The organism is Reyranella soli (genome assembly GCF_007992495.1).
In the GTDB taxonomy this organism is placed as follows: Bacteria; Pseudomonadota; Alphaproteobacteria; order Reyranellales; family Reyranellaceae; genus Reyranella; species Reyranella soli.
The window spans coordinates 12,012-36,351 of the sequence record NZ_BKAJ01000121.1 but is presented as its reverse complement, the minus strand read 5'-3'; the positions used below and the strand labels follow the sequence as shown (position 1 = coordinate 36,351).

Here is a 24,340-nt window from a genome sequence, read left to right as displayed (position 1 = left end):
TGCGCACCCCCTTCTTCGTCTGTATAGAAACGCCTCGTGGAGATTTGAGCCGACCGGCTTGCGACCACGTTAAAAATCGCTAAAAGGTCGGAGGCTCTCGCAAAAGCCCCCGTCCTTCTAGGTCGGGGGCTTTTTCGTTGCGCGTCCTTACAAAGGCGCGGACGTAAGGAGAGGGCAATGGACGGAACGATTCCCAAGAAGAAGGCGAAGGCCGATCAATCGACGTGGCGGCCGCAGACGCGCGCCGTGCGCGGCGGGCAGCTGCGCAGCAACTTCGACGAGACGTCGGAGGCGCTCTACCTGACCTCGGGCTACGCCTACTCGAGCGCGGAGGAGGCCGAGGCCACCTTCAAGGGCGAGAGCACGCACTATCAGTATTCGCGCTTCGGCAATCCGACCGTCAGCATGTTCGAGAACCGGCTGGCCGCGCTCGAAGGCGCCGAGGCCTGTCGCGCCACCTCGACCGGCATGTCGGCTGTGTTCTTCACTCTGCTGGCGCTGCTCAAGTCGGGCGATCGCGTCGTCGCGGCCCGCCAGCTGTTCGGTTCGTGCCACTACATCGTGGCCGACCTGCTGCCCAAGTACGGCATCCAGGGCGAATTCGTCGACGGCGGCGATCTCGCGCAGTGGGAGAAGGCGCTATCGAAGCCGGCGCAAGCCGTGCTGTTCGAATCGCCTTCGAACCCGATGCTCGACATCGTCGATGTGAAGGCAGTGTGCGACCTCGCCCACAAGGCCGGCGCCAAGGTCGTGCTCGACAACGCCTTTGCCACGCCGATCCTGCAGCGGCCGCTGGAATGGGGCGCCGACATCGTCGTGCACTCCGCGACCAAGTACATCGACGGCCAGGGCCGCACCCTGGGCGGCGCGGTGCTGGGCTCCAAGGAATTCATCCTCGACAAGCTGCAGCCCATCATCCGCAACACCGGCCCCTCGCTCAGCCCGTTCAATGCCTGGGTGCTGGTCAAGGGCATGGAGACGCTGGGCCTGCGCATCGAGCGGCACTGCGCCAACGCTTCGCGCGTGGCCGATGCGCTCGCCGCCCATCCCGCGATCGGCCGCGTGCTCTATCCCGGCCGCAAGGACCATCCGCAGCATGCGCTCGCCATGAAGCAGATGTCGGGCGCCGGCGGCGTCGTCACCTTCGACCTCAAGGCCGGCAAGTGGGCGGCCTTCGAGACGCTGAACCGGCTGAAGCTCGTCGACATCTCCAACAACCTCGGCGACGCGAAGAGCCTGGTCACGCATCCGGCGACCACGACGCACATGCGCATCGGCGCCGAGGAGCGGGCCAAGCTCGGCATCGGCGACGGCACTTGCCGCATCTCGGTTGGCCTCGAGGACGCCGAGGACATCATCGCCGACCTGGTGCAGGCGCTGGGCTGATATTTCTTCCGGACCGCGGGCTTCCGGGCCCGCGGTCCAGTAAAGAGGCTTGACCATGTCGCTGGCGCAGCGCCTGTGGGACATCAACGGCGACCTGGGCGCGCGCATCCGCATACATGACTTCGTCGAGGGACTCGGCAACGGGTCCCTGCCGGTCGAGAGCTTCAAGCGTTACGTGGCGCAGGACGCCTACTTCCTCGAAGCTTTTGCGCGCGCATACGCCTTCTGTCTCGCCAACGGCACCTCGCGCGACGACCTCTACGACTTCTCGGAGCTGATCTCGGGCGTCGTCGAGGAGCTGAAGCTGCACAGGAGCTACACCGAGCGCCTGCAGATCGACCTTTCAAGCGTGACGCCCGTCGCGGCGACCAAGTTCTATGTCGAGTTCCTGCTGAACACCGCCCGGCGTGGCCGGCTCGGCGAGACCATTGCGGCCATGACGCCCTGTATGCGGCTCTACGCCTGGCTCGGCCAGTCGCTTGCCAGGACCAACGTCGCGCCGGCCTACGCCGACTGGGTGAAGACCTATTCCGATCCCGGCTTCGAGGCGCTGGCGGTGCGGCTGGAGGCTTTGCTCGACAAGCACGCCATCGACACGCCCGCGGTGCGCGCCAACTATCGCCGGGCGATGGAACTGGAACTCGGCTTCTTCGCCGCCAACCTCTAGAGGGCTGCGAGCTTCTCCATCGAGCGTTCGATGGCGCCGTGCAGGTCGGCGGTGAGCTTGGCACCCATGGCGTCGCGCACCTCCTGCTCGGCGGCGGCCCACAGGGGCAGGGCGCGCTTGAACAGGGCGCGGCCGGCGGGCGTCGCGACCAGGTCGTGACGCCGCTTGTCGCCCGACTGGGCGCGCTCGATCAGACCGTCCTTCAGGAGCGGGCCGAGGTTGCGCGTCAGCGTCGTGCGGTCGGTGGCCAGCAGGTCGGACAGCCGCCCGATCGACACCGGGCCCTGGGCCGTCACGAAACCCAGCAGCGAGAACTGTGAGATCTTCAGCCCGGTCGACGCCAGATGCTTGCTGTAGATCTGGGTCACACGCCGCGCCGCGCCGCGGATACGAAAGCAGGTGCAGTCGAGCGGCGAGAGGCGGAGGCCGGACATGACGGCAGACTAATCCGGGTGCTTGCGATGGCCAAGTGCAAATGTGTATATGCACGCAAGCGCGATGACGGAGACGACGATGAGCGAAGCGGGTTACGGCGTGGTGCCTCTCGAGCAGGCCCGTGCCATGGACGGGCTCAGCCTGTTCAAGGGCCTGCTGGAGGGCCGTTTTCCGGCGCCGCCGATCAGCAAGGTGCTGGGCTTCCGGGTGTCGGAGGTCGAGCTGGGCCGCGTCGTCTTCGACTACACGCCGGTCTTCGACCACTTCAATCCGCTGGGCACCGTGCATGGCGGCATCGCCGCCACCCTGCTCGATTCGGTGATGGGCTGCTGCATCCACACCACGCTCAAGGCCGGCATCGGCTACACCACGGTCGAGATCAAGGTGAACTACGTGCGCGCCATGACCGACAAGACCGGCCCGGTGAAGGCCGAAGGCAAGGTGATCAACGTCGGCTCGCGCATCGGCACCTCGGAAGGCAAGCTCTATGACAGCGCCGGCAAGCTTCTGGCGCACGGCACGACGACTTGTCTGATTTTTCCCATTTGATCTTCCAGACCGCCGGCGAGACGCCGGCGGTCCGGAAGACTAGGCTGGGTCATGCCCCAGGCCACCGCCGAGCAACGCCTGCTGCGCCTGTCGATCGGCGTGACGATCGTCGTCTCGCTGTTCGGCGTCGTGTTCGGCCTGCTGTCGGGCTCGCTGTCGATCGTGTTCGATGGCGTGTTCGCCGCCATCGACGCCGCCATGTCGGGCCTGGCGCTGTTCGTCTCGCGCCTGGTCAGCCGTGAAAGCACCAACCGCCGCTTCCAGTTCGGCTATTGGCACATCGAGCCCATGGTGCTGGCCTTCAACGGCGGCACGCTGATGCTGCTCTGCTTCTATGCCTTCCTGAACGCCGTCGACAGCTTCCTGGCTGGCGGCCGGCAGCTCGATTTCGACTGGGCGATGACCTACGCCGTGATCGTCTGCATTGCCTGCTTCAGCATGTTCTTCTACGAGCTCCACGCCAACCGCCGCGTTGGCTCGGATTTCGTGCGGCTCGACGCGCAGAGCTGGCTGATGTCGGCCGCCATCACCTCGGCGCTACTGGTCGCCTTCGGCATCGCCTGGTCGCTGCGCGGCACGCCGTACGGTCATCTCACGCCCTATGTCGATCCCGTCGTGCTGGCGCTGCTGACGATCTGCCTGGTGTTCGTGCCGATCCGCACCGTGCGCAAGGCGCTGCAGGAGGTGTTGCTCATCACGCCGCCCGAGCTCGACGCCAAGGTCCGCAGCGTGATGGACGGCGTGATTGCCCGCCGCGGCTTCAAGACCTACACCAGCTACGCCGCCAAGGTCGGCCGCGCCGAGTTCATCGAGATCCACCTCGCGGTACCCGAGGGCATGCGGATCGACAACGTCACCGAAGTCGACGCCATCCGGCGCGAGATCGCCGACGCGCTGGGCGGCGAGGGGCCGCAGCGCTGGCTCACCATCGATTTCACCGCTGATCCGCGCTGGCTGTAGGGGCATTGCGCGATTTGACCTTTTTGCGCGAACGTCCCATGTCAGGACTTCAGGAACTCGCATGTACACAGCCACAACCCGTGCCATCCAAGTGACCGTCAGGCCGCAATATCTGCCCGAGGATTCCGATCCCGCGAAGTCGCAATTCGTGTGGGCCTATTTCGTCCGTATCCAGAACGCGGGCGATGTCGCAGTGCAGTTGCGCAGCCGCTACTGGAAGATCACCGATGCGCTAGGGCGCGTGCAGGAAGTGCGGGGGCCGGGCGTCGTCGGCAAGACGCCATTGCTGCGCCCGGGCGAGATGTTCGAGTACAATTCCGGCACGTCGCTCTCCACGCCCTCGGGCTTCATGGGCGGCGCCTACCAGATGGTGAGCGAATCCGGCGAGAACTTCGATATCGAGATCCCCACATTTTCACTCGACCTGCCTAGCCCAGACCGGAAGCTGAATTGATTCGATAGGACAGTGGCGCCGGCTCAATTGAGGGAAACGACCATGAACAAGATGGTGAAGAAGAGCGAGATGGTCTCGCTTGCCACGGGCCTGACCCGTCCGTCGCGCGACGAAGCGGAAGCTGCCGTACGCACGCTGATCCGCTGGGCGGGCGACGACCCCGATCGCGAGGGCCTGGTCGGCACGCCCGATCGCGTCGTGCGCTCCTACGAGGAATTCTTCCGCGGCTACGACGAGGACCCGCGCGAGATGCTGCAGCGGACCTTCGAGGAGGTCGAAGGCTACGACGAGGTCGTCGTACTGCGCGACATCCGCCTGGAATCGCACTGCGAGCACCACATGGTGCCGATCATCGGCAAGGTCCATGTCGGCTACCTGCCCGACAAGCGCGTGGTCGGCATCAGCAAGCTCGCCCGCGTGGTCGACGCCTTCGCCTTCCGCCTGCAGATCCAGGAGAAGCTCACGGCGCAGATCGCCAACACCCTGCAGGAGGTTCTGCAGCCGCGCGGCGTCGCCGTCGTCATCGAGGCGGCGCACCAGTGCATGACCACCCGCGGCGTGCACAAATCCGACGTCGCCATGGTGACCAGCCGCATGCTGGGCGCCTTCCGCGACAATGGCGAGACACGACGCGAATTTTTGACCATGATCGGCCGGACATCCGTCTAAGCCTCATCAAGGAGCATCATGGCAGGGGAGATCGTCGGCTCGGTCGAAATGCTGCGCCGTCTCGTGGCGTTCGACACCACCTCGCGCAATTCCAACCTGGCGTTGATCGAGTACGTACAGCAGTACCTTCAGGGACACGGCATCGACAGCAAGCTGGTGCCAAGCGAGGACGGCAAGAAGGCCAATCTCTTCGCCACCGTCGGGCCGAATGTGAAGGACGGCGTCGTGCTCTCCGGCCATACCGACGTGGTGCCGGTCGACGGCCAGCCGTGGGATACCGATCCCTGGACGCTGACCCTGAAGGACGGCAAGTACTACGGCCGCGGCACCTGCGACATGAAGGCGTTTTATGCCATCGGCCTCGCCATGCTGCCGGCGTTCAAGAACGCCAAGCTGAAGAAGCCGATCCACTTCGCCCTGTCCTACGACGAGGAAGTGGGCTGCATCGGCGCCCATGGCCTCGCCGCCCGCATGGCAAGCGAGGTGCCGAAGCCGCGCGCCATCATCATCGGCGAGCCGACCATGATGACGGTGGTGCACGCCCACAAGGGCGCGCAGATCTACATCACCAAGTTCACCGGCTTCGAGGCGCACTCCTCGATGACCCATCTCGGGGTCAGCGCCATCCATTTCGCCGGCGAGTTCGTCCATTACCTCAACACGGTGCAGGACGAGCTCGACGCCAAGGCGCCGAAGCAGAGCGAGTTCATGCCGGCGGCGGCGACCTTCAATGTCGGCACCATCGTCGGCGGCACGGCAGGCAACATCCTGGCGCGCGAGTGCGAGGTCCTATGGGGCTATCGCGAACTGCCCGGTTTGCCGATCGAGGCGCTGGGCGACCGCGCCATCGAATGGTTGGAAAAGGAACTGTTGCCCAAGATGAAGGCCAGGCATCCGGCGGCGACGATCGGCACGGTGCTGCGCTCCTCGACGCCGGCTTTCTCGTCGGAGGGCAACGACGAGGCCAAGGCGCTGGCGCGCAGCTGGTCGGGATCCAACACGGTGGGCAGCGTGGTCTACGGCACCGAGGCCGGCATCTTCCGCAAGACGCTGGGCGTGCCGACCGTGGTCTGCGGCCCCGGCGACATCGCCCAGGCCCATCAGCCCAACGAGTTCATCCTCGCCTCCCAGATCGACGCCTGCGAGGGCTTCATGCATCGCATGATCGAGTGGTGCTGCCGGGACTAGCCGGCATCGGCTTTCCTCATCTTCTTCCGGACCGCGCGCTTCCAGCGCGCTCATGATTCATGAGCGCGCAAGATGCGCGCGGTCCGGAAGACCATGACACCTGTTTCAACCTGTCCTTGACTCAAACTGTGAACCATAGTTCATTCCTTGAAATGAACCTGGGTTCACACTTTGGTCTATAGGCAGACGGAAAACGCCACGAAGCGCTTGGCCGACAAGCGCGCCCGCATCCTGGCGGCGGCGCGCGATCTTGTGGCCGACGGCGGCTGGGCGGCCGCGCAGGTCGACCACGTCGCCGCCAAGGCTGGCGTCGCCACCGGCACGGTCTATCGCCATTGGTCATCCAAGGCCGAGCTCTGCGCCGAGATCGTGGCCACGGTCTCCGCCCGCGAGGTCGGGATCGTGAAGGCGGTGGCCGACGCCGATGGCTCGCCGGTCGAGAAGCTGGATGCCGCCATCCGCACCTTCGCCAGCCGCGCGCTGCGTGGCCGCCGCCTCGCCTACGCGTTGATCGCCGAGCCGGTCGATCCCGAGGTCGAGACGGTCCGTCTGGATTATCGCGCGCAGCTGGCGCGCTGCCTGGAGCGCATCCTGCGCGAGGGCATCATGCGCGGCGCCTTCCCGCGCCTCGACCCTGCGGTGGCCGCGGCCTGCATCGTTGGCGCTTTCATGGAGGCCCTGGTCGGCCCATTGGCGCCCGCCAAGGGCACGGGTCCGCGCGCCGACCGCCATCTCATCGAGCAGATCACCCAGTTCTGCCTGCGCGCCAGCGTCGGCATGACGGAGCAAAAGGCATGACCGTCGAACCCTTCGCCCGCCTGCCCTCGGTGCCGGCCGACGGCTATGCCACGCACGAGGTGATGAACCAGGCGAGCCCGCTCGTCGGCCACAATGCCTTTACCGACGATCGCCTGCTGACGGAAATCGCCGGGCGCGAGCGCATCGCATGGGCCGGGGATCGCCTCGCCGAAGCCGGCGCGACGGTGGCGAGCGCGCGCGTGGCCGAGCTGGCGCGCGAGGCCAACCGGCACACGCCCGAACTGCGCAGTCACGACCGCTTCGGCCATCGCATCGACGAGATCGCCTTCCACCCGGCATGGCACGAGCTGATGTCGCTCGCGATCGGCCACGGCACCCATGCCCTGGCGTGGACCGCCAACCGACCCGGCGCACACGTGGCGCGCGGCATGCTCTCCTATCTCTGGAACCAGGGCGAAAGCGGCATCTGCTGCCCGCTCGGCATGACCTACTCGGCAGTGCCGGCGCTCAGGCTGCAGCCCGATCTCGCGGCGGCATGGGAGCCGTTCATCCTGTCGACCCGCTACGACGCCAGCGCCGCGCCGATGCAGCGCAAGACCGGCGGCACCGTCGGCATGACCTTGACCGAGAAGCAGGCGGGCTCCGATCTGCGTGCGACGGAGACCACCGCGCGCCCCGCCGGCGCACGGCGCGGGCCGGGCGAGGTTTACCGGATCGACGGCCACAAGTGGTTCTTCTCGGTCCCGCACAGCGACGTCTTCGTCACCCTGGCGCGCACCGACCGCGGCCTGTCGTGCTTCCTGCTGCCGGGCTGGCTGCCCGACGGCACGCGCAACCGCCTGCTGATCCAGCGGCTGAAGGACAAGTGCGGCAACAAGTCGAACGCCTCCGGGGAGATCGAATACCGCGGCGCACTCGCCTGGCTGGTCGGCGAGGAGGGGCAGGGCATCAAGGCGGCGCTCGCCATGACGCATCTCACGCGGCTCGACTTCGCCATCGGCTCGGCCGGGCTGATGCGCCGCGCGCTGTCCGAGGCGATCCATCACACCACGGCACGCCGCGCCTTCCAGCGAAGGCTGGTCGACCAGCCGCTGATGCAGAACGTGATCGCCGACCTCGCCCTCGAGGTCGAGGCGGCGACGCTGCTCGCCTTCCGGCTGGCGCGCGCTGTTGACGACGAGCAGGCGGGCGATCCCGCGGCGGCGCTGCTGGTGCGCATCGGCACGCCGGTCGCGAAGTTTTTCAACTGCAAGCGCGCCGTCGGCGTGGTCCACGAGGCGCTCGAATGCCATGGCGGCAACGGCTTCATCGAGGAGGGGCCGATGGCGCGGCTCTATCGCGAGGCGCCCCTCAACGGCATCTGGGAGGGCAGCGGCAACGTCATCGCGTTGGACGTGCTGCGCGCCGCCGGCCGCTCGCCGCAAAGCGTGCCCGCCTTCCTCGATGAGGTGCGCCTCGCGAAGGGTGGCGACCGACGTCTTGACCGCCTGGTTGCCGAGATCGAGGCCGAACTCGCGGCGCCGGAGGAGCACGAGGCACGGGCGCGCCGCATCGCCGAGCGCATGGCGATCGCCCTGCAGGCGAGCCTATTGATCCGCCATTCGCCACTGGCCGTGGCCGATGCCTTCTGTGCGACGCGGCTCGGCGGCGATGGCGGCACGGCCTATGGCGGCCTGCCGGCCGGCCTCGACCAGCGCGCCATCGTTGAACGCGCCAGGGTCTCCCATGCGGGACTTTGACGGCAAGGTCGCCCTGGTGACGGGCGGGGCCACCGGAATCGGACGCGCCGCTGCGCTCGCCTTGGCGCGTCGCGGCGCCACGGTGGTGATCGCGGGTCGCCGCCGCGCTGTGGGCGAGACGGCGGTGGCTGCCGTCGAGGCGGCCGGCGGGACGGCCCGATTCATTGCCACCGACGTCACCCGGCCGGACGAGATCGCCGTCCTGCACCGCACGATCGTCGCCGACCATGGCCGTCTCGACATCGCCTTCAACAATGCGGGCTACCAGGAGCCGCGCGCACCGCTCGCCGAGCAGGACGATGGCCTCTACGACCGCGTCTTCGATACCAACGTGCGGTCGGTCTTTCTCTGCCTGCAGCACCAGATCCGGCATATGGCGGAACGCGGCGGCGGCGCCATCGTGGTGAACACCTCGGTGAGCGGCCTGCGCAATCCCAATCCCGGCCTGGCGCTCTACTCGGCATCAAAGGCCGCGGTGATCTCGCTGATGCGCTCGGCGGCGATGGAATATGCCGCCCACGGCGTGCGCATCAATGCGGTGGCGCCGGGCCGCGTCGTCACCGACATGATGCTGGCCTCGAAGATCATGGACATGGAGGCCGTTGCCGCTGGCCTGCCGTTGCGACGCATGGGCCAGCCCGAGGAGGTGGCCGAGGCGGTCGCCTGGCTCGCCTCCGACGCCGCCTCGTTCGTCGTCGGACACGTGCTGTGCACCGATGGCGGCTTCATGGCGCTGTGAAGGGAGTACGTCATGTCGATCCATGCTGATCGCGCCCGCTACGTCCCCGTTGAGCGGGGCTTCAACATCGCGCGGACGGCGATCGAGCCGCAGGCTTTCGTCGCGGAAGCGGCCCGCGCCTTCGCGGCCGACACGCCGACCGGCTTCATCGCCCTCGACCTGTCGCTGGCGCTGGGCAGCGGTCATGCCGCTACGACGCCCTTCATGCTGGCGCGCTATGCCCGCATCCGCCGCGGCGAGCGGCTGGCCTGCACGCTGGCAGCGAGCGGCGAGATCTGGGCGGTGTTGCGCGGCCGCGGCACGCTGGAGCGCGACGGCCAGGCGCTGGCCTGGGGCGAGGGCGACATGCTCGCCCTGCCGGGCGGCGTCGCGTCGACGTGGCTCGCCGAGGAGGATGCCGTGCTGTGGCTGGCGACCGACGAGCCGGCGCTCGCCTTCCTGGGCGTCCGGCCCGAGATCGGCGAACGCGCGCCAATCGAGGCCACGCACTATCGCGCCGAGGACATCGCCCGCGAGCTGCGCACGCTCTACGAGCGGCCGATGGCGCCCGACACGCCGGGCCGCGCCCTGTTCATGGCGAGCGCACGCACCGAGCGGCTGGGCACCTGCCTGCCGGCGATGACGCTGACCCTGAATGCCGTGCGTCCGGGCGAGGAGCAGCGGCCGCATCGCCACAACGCCGCCGCCCTGGTGCTCTCCCTGCGCGAGGCGCACTGCGCCTCGACCATCGGCGGCCGCACCTTCCCGTGGACGCGGCACGTGACCTTGCTGACTCCGGCCGGCGCCGCCCACGACCATCGCAACGCGCCGAAGGTCGACGGCGCCGTGGGCGATGACGACATCGCCCTGTCGCTGATCGTCCAGGATGGCGGCCTGCACTACTACGGCCGCACCATGGGCTTCAGCTTCGCCTGACGGAGACCGCATGCTGGGACTGATGCAGGACGGGCCTCTGCTCATCAGCGGCCTGCTCGACTACGCCGAGCGCTATCACCCGCGGGCTGAGATCGTGTCGCGCGACGCCGACGGCGGCGAGCACCGCTACGGCTATGCCGAGGCGGCAGCGCGCGCCCGGCGCCTCGCCTCGGCGCTGCAGATTGCCGGCATTCGGCCGGGCGACCGCGTCGCCACCCTGGCGATGAACCACCATCGCCACTTCGAGCTCTATTTCGGCGTCTCCGGCATGGGCGCCGTGCTGCACACGGTCAATCCGCGGCTGTTCGCGCCGCAGATCGACTACATCGTCAATCACGGCGGCAGCCGGATCCTGTTCGTCGATCCGGCCTTCGTGTCCCTGGTCGGTCCGCTGGCGCCGGCGCTGCGCTCAGTCGGCCGCTACGTCGTGCTGGGCGGGCCGGAGGCCCTCGACGAGGCGGCGCGCGCCCTGCCGAACGTCGTCGACTACGAGTCTTCCTGGCGACCGGCTGCGACGGCGAGGCATGGCCGTTGTTCGACGAACGCACCGCATCGACGCTCTGCTACACGTCGGGCACGACGGGCAATCCCAAGGGCGTGCTTTATTCGTATCGCTCGACGGTGCTGCACGCGCTCTCGGCCTGCCAACCGGGCTCGTTCGATATCTCGGCGCATAGCGTCCTGCTCGCCATCCCGCCGATGTTCCACGCCAATGCCTGGAGCTTCCCCTATCTCGCGGCCATGACGGGCGCCAAGCTCGTCCTGCCCGGGCCGAAGCTCGACGGCGAGAGCCTGCAGGAGCTGATCACGGCCGAAGGCGCCACTTTCACCGTCGGCGTGCCCACGGTCTTCACCATGCTGCTCGACCATCTGCGGCGGACCGGCAAGGGCATCTCCCCGCTGGCGCGCGCGGGTATCGGCGGCTCGGCGGTGCCGCGCGCGATGATCGACGAGCTGGCGGGTCACGGCTGCACCGTGCTGCAGCTCTGGGGCATGACCGAGACCAGCCCGCTCGGCACCATCGCGACGTCGACACCGGCGGTGACGGCCCTCGACGCGGCGGAGCGGGCCGACGTGCTGGCGCAGCAGGGCCGCGTCCGCTGGGGCCTCGACGCCCGCATCGTGCGCGAGGACGGCACCGAAGCGGCGCGCGACGGCAAGACGGCGGGCGCCTTGTGGGTGCGCGGGCCTTGGGTGGCGAAGGGATATTTCGGCGCCGCGACCGAGGTGCTCGACGACGAGGGCTGGTTCCCGACCGGTGACGTGGCCACGCTCGATGGCAACGGCTATCTCCGTATCACCGACCGCACCAAGGACGTCATCAAGTCAGGCGGCGAGTGGATCAGCTCGCTGGAGATCGAGAACCTCGCCTGCAGCGTGCCCGGCGTGCGCCAGGCCGCGGTGATCGCCGCCTATCATCCCAAGTGGGAGGAGCGGCCGCTGCTGATCATTGTCCCGGACGAGGAGCACCCCGCCACCCGCGAGGATGTGCTCGATCACCTGAGGCCACGCATCGCCAAGTGGTGGCTACCCGACGATGTGGTCACCGTGGACGCCCTGCCGATGACGGCGACCGGCAAGGTCTCCAAGCTCACCCTGCGCGAGCGGTTCCGCGATCATCTGATGCGGCAGGCGCAGCCATGACTCCTCCCCCGTAAGACGGGGGAGGTGATTGAACGAGACTTCGCCTGACCGATTCCTTTTGTTGCGCGTCGCGATGTTCGCCGCGAACATGCGCCCCCCTTGCGGGAGGCCAGATGAAAGCCGTCATTTGTCGCGAGTTTTCCGGTCCGGATCGCCTGGAGATCGGCGAGGCGTCGGAGCCGGTGCCGGCGGCCGACGAGATCCTGATCGAGGTCCATGCCGCCTCGGTGACCTACATGGACCGCCTGCTGGTGTCGGGCGGCTATCAGATGCGGCCACCCACGCCGTTCGTGCCGGGAACGGAAGCCGCAGGCGTCGTTGTCGGGCTGGGCGACAAGGTCACGCGCTTCCGCGTCGGCGATCGGGTTGCCTGCCTGAACTGGATCGGCGGCATGGGCGAGCGCATGGTCGCCAAGGAGTGGAAGGCTGCACGCCTGCCCGACGGTGTCTCCTTCGAGGTCGGCGCAACCGTCATCCATAGCTACGACACCGCCTGGTACGCCCTCGCTGATCGGGCTTTGCTGGCGAAGGGTGAGACCGTCGTCGTCACCGGTGCGGGTGGCGGCGTCGGCATGGCGGCGGTCGATGTCGCCCTGCATCTCGGCGGCGAGGTGATCGCCGCCATCGGCTCGGAGGGCCATGTTGCGGCGCTCAGGGCGCGCGGCGTGAAGCACGTCCTGAACTATGCGAAAGAGGACGTGCGCAAGAGGCTCGGCGAGCTGACCGGCAGCCGCGGCATCGACGTCTGCTTCGACAATGTTGGCGGCGCGCTGTTCGAACAGCTCGCTCGGTCGATGGCGTGGCGCGGCCGGTTGCTGCCGATCGGCTTCGTCGGCGGCGAAGTGCCGAAGCTCGCCATGAACCTGCCGCTGCTCAAGAACTTCTCCGTGGTCGGCGTCTTCGCCGGCGCTTGGGAGGATCGCGAGCCCGAAGCGGCGCGGCAGGCCAAGGAGACGATCATGGAGCTGATCGAGGCGGGCAAGCTCCGTCCTCATGTCGGCCTGACCGTGCCGATGACGGAGATCCGTCGGGCCATGGCGGCGATCGGCGAGCGCACTGCCACCGGCCGCGTCGTCGTCACGATACGCTCATGACCGTCAAGCCGCTCGACGACGTGCGCCAGATTTCGGCGCTGACCTACGGCTTCATCGCCTCGAAGGCGCTGTTTGCCGCGGTCGATCTCGATCTTTTCACGCGCATCGCCGGTGGCGTGACCGACCTCGATGCGCTCGCTGGCGCAACTGGCGTGGCGCCCAACCGCCTGCGGACGTTGCTCACCGCATTGAAGACAGCGGGCCTTGTCACCGAGACCGACGGCGCGTTTGGCAATTCGCCGGCCGCAGCGACCTACCTTGTCGCCGGCGCGCCGGGCGATTTCCGCGACTACATCAGCGTCGTGAACGGCGGCTTCCTCTACGAGGGCTTGCGCCATCTCGGGAAGGCGATGCGTGGCGAACGCATCTTTCCCGACAAGGGTTTTTACGAGGGTATCGTCTATTCCGAGAGCGGGGTCGGCGGCGAGGCCTTCAGCAAAGCCCAGCATGCGGGCTCGCTCGGCCCTGCGCAGCTCATGGCGCGGCGCGTCGATCTCGGCGACGCCAGGACGTTCCTCGATGTCGGCGGTGGCAGCGGCGCCTATACGCTCGCGTTCCTGCGCAAGAACCCCAAGCTCAGGGCCACCATCCTCGACTTCCCGCAGACCGTCGAAACCGCCCGCCGCTACGCCGCCGAGGCCGCCATGGCTGACCGGGTGAGCCACGTGGCTGGCAACGCGCTCAGCACGCCATGGCCGCGCGACCAGGACGTGGTGCTGATGTCCTATGTGTGGAGCGCTGTCGGTGGCAACGACATCCGCACCCTGGCGAGCCGCGCCTTCGACGCCCTGAAGCCGGGCGGTCTGGTACTAGTCCATGATTTCATGGTCGACGACGACCACGCGGGCCCGGCCTTCGCCGCCTGGTACCTGCTCGCCTCCCTCCCGGACAATCCAGAGGCGGAGTGCCTGTCACCGGGCTTCGTCGAGCGTTGCCTGAATGACGCCGGCTTCGCCGTCGACGGTACCGAGCCGATGCTGGCCGAGATCACCGCACTGACGCGCGCGCGGAAGCCGTGAATCTTCTCTTGCCCGGACCGCGGGCCTCCAGGCCCGCTCATGCGCATGAGCGAGCGGGACACTCGCGGTCTGGAAGAATTTGAGCGGGCCTGGAGGCCCGCGGTCCGGCAAGACTACTTCAGCTTCACCCCCGTCACGCGCAGCAGGCCGTCGGGCATCGGCTTGAAGCCATCGAGCTTGTTGGTGTGGGCGATCAGATACTGCGGGTGATAGAGGTAGAAGATCCAGCCGTCCGACAGGAACTTCTCGGCCAGCTTCTCGTAGATCGCCTTGCGGGCGGCCGGATCGGTGACGGCGCGCGCCTCCTGGTGCAGCGAATCGACCTCCTTGCTGCAGTATTTGCCCATGTTCTGAGGCGCACCGCACATCTGGTAGATCACCGAATTGCCGTCGGGATCGATGCGGCCGCTCCAGGTGTTCATGTAGAGCTGGAAGTCGCCGTCCTCGGCCTGCTTCAGCGCCGTGGCGACTTCGGTGACGCGGATCTTCAGGTCGAAGCCGGCCTCGGCCACCATCGACTGCACGACCTCGGCGACCGCGCGCGTCTCGGGCGTGTTGCTGACCATGAAGTCGATCGGGATGCGTCCGCTGACACCCGCCTCCTTCAGGAGCGCCTTGGACTTGGCGATGTCGCGCTTGGGTACGGGGAATTTCGATTGATAGTAGTAGTTCTGTGGGTTGACCCACTGGTTGCCCGGCACGAATTCGCCGTTGAACACGACCTGGTTCAGCGCCTCGCGGTCGATCGCGAGGTCGAAGGCCTGGCGCACGCGGGCATCCTTGCCCAACGGGTTGTTGGCCTTGGGTCCGTTGTCGACGTTGACCAGCAGGCCGAACCAGCCGATCGACACCGCCTTGCTGAGCTTGAGCCTGGAATCGTCGCGCACGGTCTTGATGTCGGTGGCGAGCACGCGCTCCATCATGTCGAGCCCGCCCGAGCGCAGGTTGGCCAGCCGCACCGTGGCGTCGACGATCGGCAGGTAAGTGATCTTGCCGACGAAGACCTGGTCCTTGTTCCAGTAGTCGGCGAACTTCTCGACCACGATGCGGTCCTGCTGGACGCGTTCGACGAACTTGTAGGGGCCGGCGCAGACCGGCTTCAGGCCGAACTTGTCGCCGCTGGCCTCGGCCGCCTTGGGCGAGACCATCATGCCGGCGCGGTCGGTGAGCTGCGCCAGCAGGGGCGAGAAGGGCGTCTTGAGGTTGAGCTTGATGGTCGCGGGATCGACCACCTCGACCGTGTCGACCTGGGCGAGCTCGGGCTTGCGGAACGAGCCCTTCATGTTGAGATGACGGTCGAGACTGTACTTGGCCGCCGCCGCGTCGAAGACCTCGCCGTCATGGAACTTCACGCCCGAGCGCAGCTTGATCGTCACCGTCTTGCCGTCGGCCGAGACCTCGTGGCCGGTCGCAAGCTGCGGGACGATGTTGGCCTTCTCGTCGATGTCGAACAGCTTGTCACACAACGCAGCGAAGACGATGCGCGCCGTGTAGGTGCGCGACAGCGACGGATCGAGCACGTCGGGATCATCGCCGATGCCGATGCGCAGGTGGCCCTGGGCGAAGGCGGTGCCGGCAGCCAACGACAGTGCGAATGCCAAGGCGGTCGCGCGGACTATCTGTCTCATGCATTTCCCCCAAACACGCTGTCATCCCGAGCGAAGCGAGGGACCTTTAGCGATGCCGATCAAGGGTCCCTCGCTTCGCTCGGGATGACAAGGTACGTGTTGCACACGCCATGCCATTCGCTACTTCAGCTTCACGTCCATGACGCGGATCAGGCCGTCCGGATAGGGCTTGAAGCCCTCGAGTCGCGCAGTGTGGGCGATCAGGTAGTTGGGATGGTAGACGTAGATCATCCAGCCGCTGGACAGGAACTTGCCCGCGATCTTCTCGTAGGCCTTCTTGCGCGTGGCGAGGCCGCCCGAGGCGCGTGCCTCCTTGTGCCACTCGTCGACCTCCTTGTCGCAATAGCGGCCGGTGTTCAGCGGCGAGCCGCACATCTGGTACAGCACGGTGTTGCCGTCGGGATCGACGCGGCCGCTCCAGGTGTTCTCGTAGAGCTGGAAGTCGCCGTCCTCGGCGGCCTTGAGCCCGGTCGCCGCCTCGACCACCCGGATCTTCAGGTCGAAGCCCGCTTCGGCCACCATCGACTGCAGCACCTCGGCGACCTGGCGCAGCTCCGGATTGTTCGCGACCATGTAGTCGATCGGGATGCGACCGGTGATGCCAGCTTCCTTCAGGAGCGCCTTCGCCTTGGCGATGTCACGCTTGGGGATCGGGAAGTCCTTCATGTACCACGGGCTCTGCGGGTTGACCCACTGGTTGCCCGGCACGAACTCGCCATTGAACACGACCTGGTTGATCGCCTCGCGGTCGATCGAGAGCTCGAAGGCCTGGCGTACGCGCGGGTCCTTGCCCAGCGGATTGTCGGCCTTGGGTCCGTTGGCAACGTTGACCAGCAGCGCCCAGAAGCCCAGCGACACCGCCTTGCTGAGCTTGAGCTTGGGATCGTCGCGCACCGTCTTGATGTCGGTGGCGAGCAGCCGCTCCATCAGGTCGAGCCCGCCCGAGCGCAGGTTGGCCAGACGCACCGTGGAGTCGACGATCGGCAGGTAGGTGATCCTGTCGACGAAGACATGCTCCTTGTTCCAGTAGTCGGGGAACTTCTCGAGGACGATCTTGTCCTGCGGGATGCGCTCCACGAACTTGTAGGCACCGGCGCAGACCGGCTTCAGGGCGAACTTGTCGCCGGCGGCCTCGGCGGCCTTGGGCGAGACCAGCATGCCGGCGCGATCGGTGAGCTGGGCGAGCAGCGGCGAGAAGGGCTGCTTGAGGTTGAGCTTCACGGTCAGCGGGTCGACGACATCGACGGTGTCGACCGCGGCGAGCTCGGGCTTGCGGAACGAGCCCTTCATGTTCATGTGTCGCTCGAGGCTGTACTTGGCGGCGGCGGCGTCGGCCGGTTCGCCGTCGTGGAACTTCACGCCGGGGCGCAGCTTGATCGTGACCGTCTTGCCGTCGGCCGAGGTCTCGGAGCCCAGCGCCAGTTGGGGGACGATCCCGCCCTTGTCGTCGATGTCGAACAGCTTGTCGCAGAGCGCGGCGAAGACGATGCGCGTGGTGTAGAAGCGTGACGTCGTCGGGTCGAGGCCGTCCGGATCATCGCCCAGGCCGATGCGCAGGTTGCCCTGCGCGAAGGAAGTGCCGGCCGCGAGGCAGAAGGCGAGGGCAAAAGCGGCACGGCGAATTGTCAGTCTCATGATGCCTCCATCGATGACAATCGGCGCTGCACGCCCCATGCCAAGGTCTATTCACGCCGTCGAAGCGTAAATCGCTCTACGCAATCGCCGCCAGGGCCTGCGTCAGGTCGGCGATCAAATCATCGGGATGTTCGATGCCGACCGACAGGCGGATCGTCGTATCGAGTACGCCGATACGGTCGCGCACCGCGACCGGAACGCCGGAGTGCGTCATGGCGGCGGGGTGGCTGGCGAGCGATTCGGTGCCGCCGAGGCTGACCGCCAGCTTGAAGATCTGCAGGGCATTCAGGAACGCGAAGGCCTGCTTCTCTCCACCCTTGATGTCGAAGGAGAAGGTCGAGCCCGGCCCCGTGCACTGCCGGGCGAAGACGGCCTGTGCTTCCGACCCCTCGTCCAGGAAAGCCAGGTAGTGCACCTTGTCGACCTTGGGATGGTCGCGCAGATATTCTGCAACGAGCCGGGCATTGGTATTCGAACGCTCCATCCGAAGACCCAGCGTCTCGAGCGAACGGCCCAGCATCCAGCAGGAGTGGGGGTCGAGGTTCGTGCCGACGCTGCCCCGCAGCGCCTTGATCGGCGCGATGGTCGCCTTCGACCCCAAAGCGGCACCGGCGATGAGATCGGAATGGCCGCCGACATACTTGGTCAGCGAGTAGACCGAGACGTCGGCGCCGTGGTCGAGAGGGCGCTGGAACACCGGGCCGAGCAGGGTGTTGTCGCAGACCAGAACGGGTCGAAAGCCCTGGGCCGCCCCGATCTCGTCGGCGATTCTCGCCAGGAGCTTGATGTCGACCAGCGTATTGGTCGGATTGGCTGGCGTCTCGATCATGATGACCGATATCCGCCCCTTGCCGCGCGCCTCCTGCACGGCGGCGCGGACGGCCGGCTCGCTCACGCCATCGACGAAGCCGACGGCGGCGATATTGAAGTCCGCCATGGTGCGCGCCAGCAGCGTTTCCGTTCCGCCGTAGAGCGGCTGGGAGTGCAGGATGACGTCGCCCGGCCGGGCGAAGGCGAGGATGGTCGTCGAGATCGCCGACATGCCGGAGGAGAACAGCACGCAAGATTCCGCGCCTTCGTAGACGGCGAGCCGGTCCTCGACGATCTCGCTGTTGGGATGGTTGAAGCGCGAATAGACGAGGCCGGCGCCGGTGCCTTCGGGTGGCTTCTTGCGTCCTGCGGTGTAGTCGAAGAAGTCGCGGCCTTCCTCGGCCGAGCCGAACACGAAGGTCGAGGTCAGGAAGACCGGCGGCTTGACCGCGCCTTCCGACAGCATCGGGTCGTAGCCGTAGCTCAGCATCAAGGTCTCGGGCCGGAGCACGTGGTTGCCGATGCGGGTCTTGGACGGGCGCGGCGCGGCCATGGCGGTTCTCCTGTTGCAGCGGGGTGGCCGCAGTGTCCCCCGGCAGCGTGACAAAAGCACGGCTGTCTTCGGCGCCGCCGCCCCCTACGATTCGTCGAGCTCTTCCAGCATGCGGTCGGCCTCGGCCTGGAGCCGCTCGATGGCCGCGAACACCGTCTCGGCATCCTCGCCGAGGGCGCCCAGCAGGCGCCGCTGTCGCCGTTTGGCGTTGGCCAGGATGGCGTCGTGCACTTCCTTGCCCTGGCGCGTGAAACTGACCAGCGTGCGACGTCCGTCCTGCTTGTCCGACACGCGCCGCACGAAGCCGCGCTTCTCGAGCTTCTGCAAGGTCAGCCCGACCCAGGCCTTGTCGGTCGAGACCGACCGGCTGATTTCCTGGGCGCTGGTCGTTTCCATGAGCGCGATGATCGACATCACGCGCCATTCCGGCAGCGTCACGTCGAACTCTGCACGATAGCGACGGTTGCTGTAGAGGCCGAGCGTGTTCGACAGCCGCAGCAGGCGATAGGTCAGCAGGTCCGTGACGGACTTCGGCTCTCGCATGGCGAGGGCTTAGCACTTGACCGTGTGAAAGCTCAAGCCATATGGTAGTGATCACTACTAATTAAGCCGAAGGGAAGGGGATGCGCCCGGACATCGCCTGCGTGTCCTCTGTCGCCAACGATCTCGGCGAATCGCCTTACTGGGATTCAGCGAAGCGGCGTCTCTACTGGATCGACGCCTGGCGATCGCAGGTCCATGCGCTCGACCCGGCAACCGGCGAGATCCGCTGCATGGAGCTGAGCAACGCGCTCGGCGGCCTGCCCATCGGCTCGATCGGCCGCCACTCGGCCGGCGGCATGATCGCCGGCATCAAGGGCGGCTTCTGGCATCTCGATCCCGAGCGTGGCAGCGCGCAGCCGATCGCGGCCGTCGAGGCCGATCGGCCGGCGACCAACCGGCTGAACGACGGCAAGTGCGACCGCGCCGGCCGCTTCTGGTGCGCTTCGGTCAACACCGACCATCGCTCGCCGACCGGCGCCTTGTGGCGGCTGTCGGGCAGCGACCCCGTTTTGATGCAGGACGGCCTCGCGATCGGCAACGGCATCGCTTTCAGCCCCGACGACCGGACGATGTACCTCTCTGACACCTTGACGCGCAGGGTGTGGCGCTGCGACTTCGACCTCGCCACCGGCGCGCTCGCCAACCGCCGGCTGTTCATCTCGACCGACCATATCGACGGCTTCGTCGATGGCGCCACGGTCGATACCGACGGCTGCTACTGGGCGGCATTGTTTCGGGGCAGCGCTGTTGCCCAGTTCGATCCCGATGGCCGGCTGGTGCGCCATGTTCGCTTGCCGGTCGCCAATCCCACCATGTGTGCCTTCGGCGGGCCGGACCTCGACATCCTCTACGTCACCTCGGCCAGTCGCTTCCTCGATGACGCCGCCCGGCGCACCCAGCCGCTGGCCGGACACCTCTTCGCCGTCGCGGGCCTCGGCGCGCGCGGGATTGCCGAACCGGAGTTCAAGCCATGAGCCGGCTGCCGTTGCAGGGCGTGCGCGTGCTGGAATTCGCCAGCATCATCGCCGGACCCTACTGCTCCTACATGCTGACCTTGCTGGGCGCGGAGACGATCAAGATCGAGCGTCCGTCGCAGGGCGACTGGATGCGCGCCCAAGGCGGCGACGCGGCCCTGGCAGCCGCGGGCCTCGGCAGCGCCTTCCTGTCGTGCAATGCCGGCAAGCGCTCGGTGGCGCTGAACTTGAAGGATCCGCGCGGTGTGAAGATCGCGCGCGAGATCGCGGCCGGCGTCGACGTCATGATCGAGAACTGGCGGCCCGGCACGGCGAAGCGGCTGGGCGTGAGCTTCGACGACATCAAGGCCGTCAACCCGCGCATCGTCTACTGCTCGATCTCGGGCTTCGGTCAGGACGGGCCGATGGCGGAGCGTCCCGCTTACGACCACATCATCCAGGCGGTGTCCGGCATCATGTCGGTCACCGGCACGCCGGAAACGGCGCCGAGCCGTACCGGGCCGCCGCTGGTCGATTACCTGACCGGCCTTTCGGCTGCCCTCGCAGTCGTCGCCGCGCTGCGCGAGCGCGACCGCAGCGGCGAGGCGCAACACGTCGATGTCGGCATGCTCGATTGCGCCGTCGCCGGCATGAGCTCGATCGTGTCGGGCCATGTCAACGGTGGCATACCGGCCGCGCCGATCGGCAATGCCGCGGCGAGCGGCTCGCCGTCGTCGGGCATGTTCTCGACCAGGACGTCGCCACTCGCCGTCGTTGCCAATACCGAGGCGCAGCATGCCGCGCTGTGCCGCGTGCTGGAGCTGTCCGAGCTCCTGACCGATTCGCGCTTTCGCCAGCCCGCCGTCCGCAAGCAGAACCAGGATGCGCTGCGCGCCCTCATCGCGGCGCGCCTCAGCGAGCGGCCGGCGATCGAATGGGAGGGCCTGCTGGCCGCGGCCGGCGTGCCGTGCGGCGCGGTGCGATCGGTGCCCGAGCTGCTGGAGGAACAACAGGTCGCCGCGCGCGACCTGTTCCGCCGCATCGAGCTGCCGCAGCAGGGCCGCGACGCGGCACTGTCGACGGCCGGCTTCAAGCTCAACGGTCGCCGGGTCGCGCCCGAGCGGGCGCCGCCGCTGCTGGCGGCCGACAACGAAAGCGTCCTCAGCGAACTGGGCTACGACGCATCGCAACGTCAGGCCCTGCGCGACGACGGAGTGTGGTGAACAAAGGGAGGGAATACATGCGAAATCGATTCATTGGGGGAGTGCTGGCTCTCGGCCTCGTCGTGCCGGCGACGGCCGGGGCTCAGGAGAAGGCGACCGTCGGCTACTATCCCGGCGCGCTGATATCCATGCCGGCGCTGGTCGCCAGCGAGCAGAAGTTCTTCGAGAAGAACGGGCTCAATGTGGAGCTCGTGCCGGTGGCCAGCGGGCCGGCCATGACCTCGGCTGTCGCCAGCGGCAGCGTGACCTTCGTCAACAACTCCTGGGACAATCTCATCCTGGCAGTCGACAAGGGCCTGCCGGTGCGCGCCGTGACCGGCTCGACCGTGAAAGTCCCGTTCGCCCTGATCGTGCGCAAGGGCGTGCCGCTGCCCGATCTGGCGAAGGGCTATCCCGCCGTCATCAAGGATCTTCTGGGCAAGAACTGGGGCGTGCTGGCGATGGGCGTGTCCGTCCATTTCATGGCGCAGACCATCCTGACCGATGCCGGCTACAAGGCGAGCGAGGTGACGTTCCTCGCCGTTGGCCTGCCCAATACGGCACGGCCGGCCTTGCAGCGCGGCGCCGTCGACACCTATCTCGGCGGCGAGCCGCTGCCGTCGATCATGGCCGCGACCGGCGAAGGCACCGTCGTGGTCGATCTCTCGAAGAACCAGGGGCCCAAGGTCTTCCATGACCTGGGCTACAACGGCTGGTGGGCGTCGACCTCCACGCTGAAGGACAGACCCGAGGTGGTGGCGCGCTTTACCAAGTCACTCGAGGATTCCTACTGCTGGTTCAGCAAGCCGGAGAATCTCGACCAAGTCGTCGCCCTGATGCAGAAGTACGTCAAGGTGCCGGACCTTTCCGAGGATGCCTTCAAGACGATGGTGAAGGGTCTGCTGCCGACCTTCGGACCCGAGATCACGTCCTACACCATCGACACCTGGGCCAAGCTCCTGATCGACAACAAGCAGCTCGCTGCCGCCAGGACGCGAAAGGACGTGGTCGCCGACACGGCGAAAGAGAGCTTCCGCTGTGCCAACTAGCGCCTGGAATGGCAAACGCCCGCTACAGCCCTTTGTCATCCCGAGCGCAGCGAGGGACCTTTACCGTTCCCTAAAGGCCCCTCGCTGCGCTCGGGGTGACAGAGGTGACAGGTCATGAACGCCTCACTCGACATCAGCGTCCGCGGCCTCGACGTGAATTTCGGCCAGGCGCGTAATGTCCTGACCGGCGTCGAGCTTGCTGTGCGGCGCGGCGAGTTCGTGGCGTTGATCGGCGCCAGCGGCTGCGGAAAGACGACGCTGCTGAACGTCATCGCCGGCCTGGTGCCTGTCGCGGCCGGTACGGTGACCATCGGCGGTGCGCCGCCAGTCGCCGGGCGCGGCGACATTTGCTACGTGCTCGCCCGCGACGCGCTGCTGCCGTGGCGCACCGTGACGGGCAACGTCGAGTACGGCCTGGAACTCTCCGGTGTCGGCCGCGAGGAACGGGCCCGGCGCGCGGCGACCTACATCGACAAGGTCGGTCTGGCCGCCGCCCGCGACCTTTATCCCTCACGGCTCTCCCAGGGCATGCGCCAGCGTGCCTCGCTGGCGCGTGCCTTTGCCGTCGGCCGCAGCGTCTATCTCATGGACGAGCCGTTCAGCGCCCTCGATTCCCAGACCAAGCTCACGCTGCACGACCAGCTGCTCGGCCTGTGGGAAACGAGCGGCGCCACCGTCGTCTTCGTGACCCACGATATCGGCGAGGCCATCACGCTCGCCGACCGCGTGCTCGTGATGTCGAAGAAGGGAATCGGCGTCGTCGACGAGATCCACGTCGACCTGGCGCGGCCGCGCTCTGCCGAAGCGCTGCAGGCCGATGAGCGCTACCACGATCTCTATCGCAGGACCTGGACAGCCTTGAAAGCGAGTGCGCAATGACCGACGTCGCGAACTCCGAAGCAAAGCTCGGCTCGGCCGCGCGGTCGGTTGGCGGCCGGCCGGCCTCGATCTTCGCGGCTCGGGCCGCCTTCCTCGCCATCATCCTGCTCGCCTGGCAGGGCGCCGTCGACTCGGGCCTTGCCAACGCCGCCTTCATCTCGACGCCGGCCAGCGTGGCGCAGTCGCTGTGGCACCTGTTCCGCGACGGCGAGATCTTCCCTGATCTCGGCACGACCGTGCTCGAGATCACGATCGCCTTCGCCCTGTCGGTGGTGTTCGGCATCGCCAGCGCCGTCGTCCTCGATCGCAACGACTGGCTCAACCGCATCGTCTCGCCCTTCCTGACGGCGTTCAACAGCATGCCGCGCATCGCGCTGGGGCCGCTGTTCGTGCTGTGGTTCGGCATCGGCATCGCCTCGAAGGTCGTGCTCGCCTTCTCGCTGGGCTATTTCATCATGCTGTTGAGCACGCTGGGCGGGCTGAAGAACGTCGATCGCGATCTCTTGCTGATGTCGCGGCTGTTCGGGGCGTCCGAGCTGCGGCTGTTTCGCCACGTTCGGTTTCCCTGGGCGCTGCCCGGCATCTTTGCCGGCCTGAAACTCACCTTGATCTATTGCAGCGCCGGCGCCGTCATCGGCGAGATGATCGCGGCCAAGAGCGGTCTCGGCGTGCTGCTGCAGAGCTTCAGCGGCCGCTTCGACGTCGCGGGCGTGCTGGCGCTGATCCTCATCGTCGCCCTGCTGGTGATGACCCTGACGTCCGTCATGGACCTGGTGGAGCGACGCCTGCTGGAATGGAGCAGGGGCAGTACGGATGTGCCTGGATGACCGGACAAAAAAGAGGCCGGAGCCTTTTCAGGCTCCGGCCAGTC

24 protein-coding genes, 1 pseudogene and 1 riboswitch are annotated in these 24,340 nt (G+C 67.2%); of the genes and pseudogenes, 20 read left to right on the top strand and 5 right to left on the bottom strand.

The features are described from left to right. The first annotated feature begins 26 nt into the window (after window positions 1–26). Window positions 27–103, top strand: a riboswitch (SAM riboswitch). 74 nt (window positions 104–177) lie between these two features. Together RSO01_RS31655 and RSO01_RS31650 are read left to right on the top strand one after the other, a co-directional pair. Beyond that, window positions 178–1,386, top strand: a complete 1,209-nt coding sequence (locus RSO01_RS31655; protein WP_147154557.1) for an O-succinylhomoserine sulfhydrylase — start codon at window positions 178–180, stop codon at window positions 1,384–1,386. Between the two features lie 55 nt (window positions 1,387–1,441). Next, on the top strand, window positions 1,442–2,053 hold the full coding sequence (locus RSO01_RS31650; protein ID WP_147154556.1) for a TenA family protein: 612 nt from the start codon (window positions 1,442–1,444) through the stop codon (window positions 2,051–2,053). Here RSO01_RS31650 and RSO01_RS31645 read toward each other — a convergent pair. Then, window positions 2,050–2,487: a MarR family winged helix-turn-helix transcriptional regulator gene (locus RSO01_RS31645; RefSeq protein ID WP_147154555.1), complete on the bottom strand. Its 438-nt coding sequence runs from the start codon at window positions 2,485–2,487 to the stop codon at window positions 2,050–2,052. The two genes, RSO01_RS31650 and RSO01_RS31645, sit on opposite strands and share 4 nt — an antisense overlap. A 79-nt stretch (window positions 2,488–2,566) precedes the next feature. Here RSO01_RS31645 and RSO01_RS31640 point away from each other — a divergent pair, with 79 nt between their 5' ends. From RSO01_RS31640 to RSO01_RS31585, 13 genes and pseudogenes are all read left to right on the top strand, one after another. Further along, complete coding sequence (locus RSO01_RS31640) at window positions 2,567–3,037, top strand: PaaI family thioesterase (RefSeq protein ID WP_246158955.1); 471 nt, start codon at window positions 2,567–2,569, stop codon at window positions 3,035–3,037. 51 nt (window positions 3,038–3,088) lie between these two features. Next, window positions 3,089–3,997 carry a cation diffusion facilitator family transporter gene (locus RSO01_RS31635; protein ID WP_147154553.1) on the top strand — a complete coding sequence of 303 codons (909 nt, stop codon included), beginning with the start codon at window positions 3,089–3,091 and terminating at the stop codon, window positions 3,995–3,997. A 61-nt stretch (window positions 3,998–4,058) separates the two neighbouring features. Next, the gene (apaG, locus tag RSO01_RS31630; protein ID WP_147154552.1) at window positions 4,059–4,451 is read left to right on the top strand and encodes a Co2+/Mg2+ efflux facilitator ApaG/CorD; all 393 of its coding nucleotides are present in this window, start codon (window positions 4,059–4,061) and stop codon (window positions 4,449–4,451) included. Between the two features lie 42 nt (window positions 4,452–4,493). After that, window positions 4,494–5,120, top strand: a complete 627-nt coding sequence (gene folE / locus RSO01_RS31625) for a GTP cyclohydrolase I FolE (RefSeq protein WP_147154551.1) — start codon at window positions 4,494–4,496, stop codon at window positions 5,118–5,120. Window positions 5,121–5,138: 18 nt separating this feature from the next. Further along, the gene (gene argE / locus RSO01_RS31620; RefSeq protein WP_147154550.1) at window positions 5,139–6,308 is read left to right on the top strand and encodes an acetylornithine deacetylase; all 1,170 of its coding nucleotides are present in this window, start codon (window positions 5,139–5,141) and stop codon (window positions 6,306–6,308) included. Window positions 6,309–6,515: 207 nt separating this feature from the next. Further along, window positions 6,516–7,106 carry a TetR/AcrR family transcriptional regulator gene (locus RSO01_RS31615; RefSeq protein WP_170303506.1) on the top strand — a complete coding sequence of 197 codons (591 nt, stop codon included), beginning with the start codon at window positions 6,516–6,518 and terminating at the stop codon, window positions 7,104–7,106. Continuing rightward, window positions 7,103–8,806, top strand: a complete 1,704-nt coding sequence (locus tag RSO01_RS31610; protein WP_147154548.1) for an acyl-CoA dehydrogenase family protein — start codon at window positions 7,103–7,105, stop codon at window positions 8,804–8,806. Before RSO01_RS31615 ends, RSO01_RS31610 begins: the two co-directional genes overlap by 4 nt. Then, window positions 8,793–9,545 (top strand): SDR family NAD(P)-dependent oxidoreductase, encoded by a 753-nt coding sequence (locus RSO01_RS31605; RefSeq protein ID WP_147154547.1) that lies wholly within the window; start codon window positions 8,793–8,795, stop codon window positions 9,543–9,545. Before RSO01_RS31610 ends, RSO01_RS31605 begins: the two co-directional genes overlap by 14 nt. Window positions 9,546–9,557: 12 nt before the next feature. Next, window positions 9,558–10,460, top strand: coding sequence for a cupin domain-containing protein (locus tag RSO01_RS31600; protein WP_147154546.1), 903 nt, complete (start codon window positions 9,558–9,560; stop codon window positions 10,458–10,460). Further along, a pseudogene (locus tag RSO01_RS49565) lies at window positions 10,411–10,848 on the top strand (AMP-binding protein); the annotation flags it as partial. The gene RSO01_RS31600 and the pseudogene RSO01_RS49565, both read left to right, overlap by 50 nt. 209 nt (window positions 10,849–11,057) lie before the next feature. After that, window positions 11,058–12,104, top strand: a complete 1,047-nt coding sequence (locus RSO01_RS49560; protein WP_373867969.1) for an AMP-binding protein — start codon at window positions 11,058–11,060, stop codon at window positions 12,102–12,104. Between the two features lie 113 nt (window positions 12,105–12,217). After that, window positions 12,218–13,198 (top strand): NADPH:quinone oxidoreductase family protein, encoded by a 981-nt coding sequence (locus RSO01_RS31590; protein WP_147154545.1) that lies wholly within the window; start codon window positions 12,218–12,220, stop codon window positions 13,196–13,198. Next, complete coding sequence (locus RSO01_RS31585; protein ID WP_147154544.1) at window positions 13,195–14,217, top strand: methyltransferase; 1,023 nt, start codon at window positions 13,195–13,197, stop codon at window positions 14,215–14,217. Before RSO01_RS31590 ends, RSO01_RS31585 begins: the two co-directional genes overlap by 4 nt. 113 nt (window positions 14,218–14,330) lie before the next feature. Here the strand turns inward: RSO01_RS31585 and RSO01_RS31580 are convergent, their stop codons facing one another. The 4 genes from RSO01_RS31580 to RSO01_RS31565 all read right to left on the bottom strand — a co-directional run bounded on the left by RSO01_RS31580 (window position 14,331) and on the right by RSO01_RS31565 (window position 19,386). Then, the gene (locus tag RSO01_RS31580; RefSeq protein ID WP_147154543.1) at window positions 14,331–15,845 is read right to left on the bottom strand and encodes an ABC transporter substrate-binding protein; all 1,515 of its coding nucleotides are present in this window, start codon (window positions 15,843–15,845) and stop codon (window positions 14,331–14,333) included. 120 nt (window positions 15,846–15,965) lie between these two features. After that, window positions 15,966–17,480, bottom strand: a complete 1,515-nt coding sequence (locus RSO01_RS31575; RefSeq protein WP_147154542.1) for an ABC transporter substrate-binding protein — start codon at window positions 17,478–17,480, stop codon at window positions 15,966–15,968. 76 nt (window positions 17,481–17,556) lie between these two features. After that, window positions 17,557–18,843: a cystathionine gamma-synthase family protein gene (locus tag RSO01_RS31570; protein ID WP_147154541.1), complete on the bottom strand. Its 1,287-nt coding sequence runs from the start codon at window positions 18,841–18,843 to the stop codon at window positions 17,557–17,559. Between the two features lie 84 nt (window positions 18,844–18,927). Then, a complete protein-coding gene (locus RSO01_RS31565) occupies window positions 18,928–19,386 on the bottom strand; it encodes a MarR family winged helix-turn-helix transcriptional regulator (RefSeq protein ID WP_147154540.1) in 459 nt (152 codons plus the stop codon). 80 nt (window positions 19,387–19,466) lie between these two features. On the opposite strand from RSO01_RS31565, the gene RSO01_RS31560 reads away from it, so the two are divergent. From RSO01_RS31560 to RSO01_RS31540, 5 genes are all read left to right on the top strand, one after another. Next, window positions 19,467–20,360: an SMP-30/gluconolactonase/LRE family protein gene (locus RSO01_RS31560; protein WP_147154539.1), complete on the top strand. Its 894-nt coding sequence runs from the start codon at window positions 19,467–19,469 to the stop codon at window positions 20,358–20,360. Continuing rightward, window positions 20,357–21,562 (top strand): CaiB/BaiF CoA transferase family protein, encoded by a 1,206-nt coding sequence (locus RSO01_RS31555; protein ID WP_147154538.1) that lies wholly within the window; start codon window positions 20,357–20,359, stop codon window positions 21,560–21,562. The genes RSO01_RS31560 and RSO01_RS31555 overlap by 4 nt, the downstream gene beginning before the upstream one ends. Window positions 21,563–21,579: 17 nt before the next feature. After that, on the top strand, window positions 21,580–22,590 hold the full coding sequence (locus tag RSO01_RS31550; protein ID WP_147154537.1) for an ABC transporter substrate-binding protein: 1,011 nt from the start codon (window positions 21,580–21,582) through the stop codon (window positions 22,588–22,590). A 114-nt stretch (window positions 22,591–22,704) separates the two neighbouring features. Further along, entirely contained in the window at window positions 22,705–23,469 is a 765-nt protein-coding gene (locus RSO01_RS31545) for an ABC transporter ATP-binding protein (protein WP_147154536.1), read from the top strand. Continuing rightward, window positions 23,466–24,296, top strand: a complete 831-nt coding sequence (locus RSO01_RS31540; protein ID WP_147154535.1) for an ABC transporter permease — start codon at window positions 23,466–23,468, stop codon at window positions 24,294–24,296. The genes RSO01_RS31545 and RSO01_RS31540 overlap by 4 nt, the downstream gene beginning before the upstream one ends. Window positions 24,297–24,340 lie beyond the last annotated feature (44 nt).

Bases quoted from the DNA above. Each gene is read 5' to 3' on its own strand.
- RSO01_RS31655 (WP_147154557.1), top strand. From the start codon at position 178: ATGGACGGAACGATTCCCAAGAAGAAGGCGAAGGCCGATCAATCGACG.
- RSO01_RS31650 (WP_147154556.1), top strand. From the start codon at position 1,442: ATGTCGCTGGCGCAGCGCCTGTGGGACATCAACGGCGACCTGGGCGCG.
- RSO01_RS31645 (WP_147154555.1), bottom strand. From the start codon at position 2,487: ATGTCCGGCCTCCGCCTCTCGCCGCTCGACTGCACCTGCTTTCGTATC.
- RSO01_RS31640 (WP_246158955.1), top strand. From the start codon at position 2,567: ATGAGCGAAGCGGGTTACGGCGTGGTGCCTCTCGAGCAGGCCCGTGCC.
- RSO01_RS31635 (WP_147154553.1), top strand. From the start codon at position 3,089: ATGCCCCAGGCCACCGCCGAGCAACGCCTGCTGCGCCTGTCGATCGGC.
- apaG (WP_147154552.1), top strand. From the start codon at position 4,059: ATGTACACAGCCACAACCCGTGCCATCCAAGTGACCGTCAGGCCGCAA.
- folE (WP_147154551.1), top strand. From the start codon at position 4,494: ATGAACAAGATGGTGAAGAAGAGCGAGATGGTCTCGCTTGCCACGGGC.
- argE (WP_147154550.1), top strand. From the start codon at position 5,139: ATGGCAGGGGAGATCGTCGGCTCGGTCGAAATGCTGCGCCGTCTCGTG.
- RSO01_RS31610 (WP_147154548.1), top strand. From the start codon at position 7,103: ATGACCGTCGAACCCTTCGCCCGCCTGCCCTCGGTGCCGGCCGACGGC.
- RSO01_RS31605 (WP_147154547.1), top strand. From the start codon at position 8,793: ATGCGGGACTTTGACGGCAAGGTCGCCCTGGTGACGGGCGGGGCCACC.
- RSO01_RS31600 (WP_147154546.1), top strand. From the start codon at position 9,558: ATGTCGATCCATGCTGATCGCGCCCGCTACGTCCCCGTTGAGCGGGGC.
- RSO01_RS31590 (WP_147154545.1), top strand. From the start codon at position 12,218: ATGAAAGCCGTCATTTGTCGCGAGTTTTCCGGTCCGGATCGCCTGGAG.
- RSO01_RS31585 (WP_147154544.1), top strand. From the start codon at position 13,195: ATGACCGTCAAGCCGCTCGACGACGTGCGCCAGATTTCGGCGCTGACC.
- RSO01_RS31580 (WP_147154543.1), bottom strand. From the start codon at position 15,845: ATGAGACAGATAGTCCGCGCGACCGCCTTGGCATTCGCACTGTCGTTG.
- RSO01_RS31575 (WP_147154542.1), bottom strand. From the start codon at position 17,480: ATGAGACTGACAATTCGCCGTGCCGCTTTTGCCCTCGCCTTCTGCCTC.
- RSO01_RS31570 (WP_147154541.1), bottom strand. From the start codon at position 18,843: ATGGCCGCGCCGCGCCCGTCCAAGACCCGCATCGGCAACCACGTGCTC.
- RSO01_RS31565 (WP_147154540.1), bottom strand. From the start codon at position 19,386: ATGCGAGAGCCGAAGTCCGTCACGGACCTGCTGACCTATCGCCTGCTG.
- RSO01_RS31560 (WP_147154539.1), top strand. From the start codon at position 19,467: ATGCGCCCGGACATCGCCTGCGTGTCCTCTGTCGCCAACGATCTCGGC.
- RSO01_RS31555 (WP_147154538.1), top strand. From the start codon at position 20,357: ATGAGCCGGCTGCCGTTGCAGGGCGTGCGCGTGCTGGAATTCGCCAGC.
- RSO01_RS31550 (WP_147154537.1), top strand. From the start codon at position 21,580: ATGCGAAATCGATTCATTGGGGGAGTGCTGGCTCTCGGCCTCGTCGTG.
- RSO01_RS31545 (WP_147154536.1), top strand. From the start codon at position 22,705: ATGAACGCCTCACTCGACATCAGCGTCCGCGGCCTCGACGTGAATTTC.
- RSO01_RS31540 (WP_147154535.1), top strand. From the start codon at position 23,466: ATGACCGACGTCGCGAACTCCGAAGCAAAGCTCGGCTCGGCCGCGCGG.